The 3,675-nt window shown below is 73.2% G+C and carries 4 protein-coding genes; 2 read left to right on the top strand and 2 right to left on the bottom strand.

Annotation, left to right across the window (positions count from 1 at the left end):
* A partial coding sequence (locus B7767_RS36670) for a PLP-dependent aspartate aminotransferase family protein (RefSeq protein ID WP_085575792.1) occupies positions 1-795 on the bottom strand: 795 nt, incomplete at its 3' end.
* A gap of 60 nt (positions 796-855) precedes the next feature.
* On the opposite strand from B7767_RS36670, the gene B7767_RS36675 reads away from it, so the two are divergent.
* Positions 856-1,347: an Lrp/AsnC family transcriptional regulator gene (locus B7767_RS36675; RefSeq protein ID WP_085575790.1), complete on the top strand. Its 492-nt coding sequence runs from the start codon at positions 856-858 to the stop codon at positions 1,345-1,347.
* Between the two features lie 32 nt (positions 1,348-1,379).
* A complete protein-coding gene (locus tag B7767_RS36680) occupies positions 1,380-3,068 on the top strand; it encodes a DUF885 domain-containing protein (RefSeq protein WP_085575791.1) in 1,689 nt (562 codons plus the stop codon).
* A gap of 6 nt (positions 3,069-3,074) precedes the next feature.
* Here the strand turns inward: B7767_RS36680 and B7767_RS36685 are convergent.
* Positions 3,075-3,675, bottom strand: a 601-nt coding sequence (locus tag B7767_RS36685) for an SDR family oxidoreductase (protein ID WP_085575793.1), incomplete at its 5' end; no start/stop codon positions are given.

A 3,675-nucleotide genomic window follows, 5' to 3' on the forward strand; every position in this document is an offset into this window, starting at 1 on the left:
CAGGGTCGACAGGCCGCGCAGCAGCAGGTATCCGGCCAGCGGGTGCAGCACGCCACCCGTGGCGAACCGCACCTGGCGCAGCCGCCCGGCGAACTCCTCGTCGCAGGCCACCACGCCCGCCAGGACGTCCCCGTGTCCGCCGAGGTACTTGGTGGCGCTGTGCAGCACCAGGCGCGCCCCGTGCTCGGCCGGACGCTGGAGGACCGGCGTGGCGAAGGTGTTGTCGACGAGCAGCGGCACGGAACCGCAGGCGTGGGCGACGGCCCGCAGGTCGATCTCGGCGAGCGTGGGGTTGGCCGGGGTCTCCACGAGCACCAGGCCGGTGTCGGGGCGCAGCGCGTCGGCGACCCCGGCCGGGTCGGTCCAGGTCACCTCGGAGCCGAGCAGTCCGGCGGTCAGCAGATGGTCGCTGCACCCGTACAGGGGACGTACGGCGACGACGTGCCGCAGTCCCATCGAGCCGCGGACCAGCAGGACGGCGCTGAGCGCGGCCATGCCGCTGGCGAACGCGACCGCCGACTCCGTGCCCTCCAGGCGGGCGAGGGCGGTCTCGAAGCGCGCGACGGTCGGATTGCCGAGCCGCCCGTAGACGGGCGGGCCCTCCGGCTCGGCGCCGGTGGTGGCGAAGGCGTCGATGCGGGCCGCCTCGGCGCGGCTGTCGTACGAGGGGTACGTGGTCGACAGGTCGATCGGCGGAGCGTGCAGTCCCAGTCCGGCGAGGTCGTCGCGGCCTGCGTGCACGGCCTCGGTGGCGAGTGCTCGTGTGGTGCGTCGCGTGTCCATGCCCAAGTCCATGGACGGAAGGGTGAACACCGAACGGGTCGAGGAAGCCGTAGACCGTGTTACGTTCGGCCAGTGGCCGAATCTGTCGTACTGGATCCGGTGGACCTCCATCTGCTGCGGCTGCTGCAGAACGACGCCCGGACGACGTACCGGGATCTCGCCGCGCAGGTCGGGGTCGCGCCGTCGACCTGTCTGGACCGGGTGACCCGGCTGCGCCGCTGTGGCGTGATCCTCGGGCACCGGCTGAAGCTGGATCCCGCCAAACTGGGGCGCGGGCTCCAGGCGCTGCTGTCGGTGCAGGTCAGACCGCACCGGCGGGAACTGGTGGGGCCGTTCGTGGAGCGGATCCGGGCGCTGCCGGAGTCGCTGACCGTGTTCCACCTGACCGGCCCCGACGACTATCTGGTGCATGTCGCGGTCGCGGACATGGCGGATCTGCAGCGGCTGGTGCTCGACGAGTTCACCGCCCGGCGGGAGGTGGCCCGCGTGGAGACCCGGCTGATCTTCCAGCAGTGGGACTGCGGCCCCATGCTGCCGCCTTCGCCCACAGCTCAAACCGGGTGACGTGCGAGGGGACGCGTACCAGGATGGTCCGCATGTCTCAGACCAACAGCGCGCTTCCCCGTCAGGTCGCCGACGCCTACGTCGACGAGCTCATCGCCCTCGACCCGGTCACCGGAACGTTCCTCGGAGTGAAGGAGAGCTCCTCCCGGCTGCCCGATCTCTCGCCCGCCGGACAGGAGGCGCTCGCCGAGCTCCAGCGGGCCACCCTCGCGCGGCTCGACGAGGCCGAGCGGCAGCCCGGCGCGGACAGCGGCATCGAACGCCGCTGCGCCCGCCTGCTGCGCGAGCGGCTCACCGCGGAACTCGCCGTGCACGAGGCCGACGAGGGTCTGCGCGCGGTCGGCAACCTGGGCACGGTCGCGCATTCGGTGCGCGAGGTGTTCACCGTGACGCCGGCCGGGACGGAGGAGGACTGGACGGCGATCGCCGAGCGGCTGCGCGCGGTGCCGGCCGCGCTGGCGGGCTACCGGGAGTCCCTCGCGCTGGGCCTGGAGCGCAAGCTGTACGCGGCTCCGCGCCCGACGGGGACGTTCGTCGGGCAGCTCACCGAGTGGGCGGACACGGGTGAGGGCCGGGGCTGGTTCGAGGACTTCGCCGCCGCGGGACCGGACGCGCTGCGCGCGGAGCTGGACGAGGGCGCCCGCGCGGCGACCGCGGCCGTCGTGGAGCTGCGGGACTGGATGCGCGACGTGTACGCGCCGGCCGTCGAGGGTGCGCCGAACACGGTGGGCCGGGAGCGGTACGCCCGCTGGGCCCGCTACTACAACGGGACCGATCTCGACCTGGACGAGGCGTACGCGTACGGCTGGTCGGAGTACCACCGGCTGCTCGGCGAGATGAAGAAGGAGGCCGAGAAGATCCTGCCGGGGGCCGCCACGCCGTGGGTGGCGCTGGCGCACCTGGACGAGCACGGCCGGCACATCGAGGGCGTCGACGAGGTCCGCGCGTGGCTCCAGGGCGTGATGGACCGGGCGATCGAGTCCCTGGACGGCACGCACTTCGACCTCGCGGAGCGGGTGCGGAAGGTGGAGTCGCGGATCGCGCCGGCGGGCAGCGCGGCGGCGCCGTACTACACGCCGCCGTCGGAGGACTTCTCCCGGCCGGGCTGCACCTGGCTGCCCACGATGGGGCTGACCCGCTTCCCGGTCTACGACCTGGTGTCGACCTGGTACCACGAGGGCGTTCCCGGTCATCACCTCCAGCTCGCGCAGTGGGTGCACGTGGCCGAGAGCCTCTCCCGCTACCAGGCCTCCGTCGGCATGGTCAGCGCCAACGCCGAGGGCTGGGCGCTGTACGCGGAGCGGCTGATGGACGAGCTCGGTTTCCTCACGGACGCGGAGGAGCGGCTGGGCTACCTGGACGCGCAGATGATGCGGGCGGCCCGGGTGATCGTCGACATCGGCATGCACCTGGAGCTGGAGATCCCGGCGGAGTCGCCGTTCCACCCGGGTGAGCGCTGGACGCCGGAGCTGGCCGAGGAGTTCTTCGGGGCGCACAGCAGCCGCCCGGCGGACTTCGTGGAGAGCGAGCTGACCCGCTATCTGACGATCCCGGGCCAGGCGATCGGCTACAAGCTCGGCGAGCGGGCGTGGCTGCTGGGCCGGGAGAACGCCCGCGAGCGGCACGGTGACGCCTTCGACCTCAAGGCGTGGCACATGGCCGCGCTGTCGCAGGGTCCGCTGGGCCTGGACGACCTGGTGGACGAGCTGTCGGCGCTGTGAGCGGGTTCAGCGCCGGAAGCCGCCCTCGGAGTCGATGACCTGACCGGTGATCCAGTCCGCCTCGTCCGTGGCCAGCCACGCGATGAGGCGGGCGGGGTCGTCGGGCATGCCCCAGCGGCCCGCGGGGAAGAGGGCGGCGATGGCGTCGTAGGTGTCGCCGGTCAGGTAGTCCGTGTCCACGGGGCCGGGGTTGACGGTGTTCACGGTGACCGCGTGCTCGGCCAGGGTGGTGGCCAGGGAGCGGGTGATGGAGGCGAGGGCGCCCTTCTGGAGGGCGTAGGCGATCTCGCCGGGCATGCCGCCGGCGATGTCCTGCCCGGAGGTCATCATCACCACGCGCCCGCCCGGGGTGCGCGACGGCAGGGCGGCGCGGTGCCGGGCGTGGGCCTGGACGAGCAGCAGCACCGAGCGGGCGTCGACGGCCCAGTGCGCGTCGAGCATGGCGGCGTCGACGGTGTCGAGGTCGCCGTCGGAGCCGCTGAGGGCGTGGTTGGCGACGAGGATGTCGAGCCGTCCGCCGAGCGCCTCGGTCGCGCGGGCGTGCAGCTCGGCGGGGGCCGCGGGGTCGGTGAGGTCGCCGGGACCGGCGAGCACGGTCGCACCGGGG

It is taken from the genome of Streptomyces sp. 13-12-16 (genome assembly GCF_002114215.1).
Classification (GTDB): Bacteria; Actinomycetota; Actinomycetes; order Streptomycetales; family Streptomycetaceae; genus Streptomyces.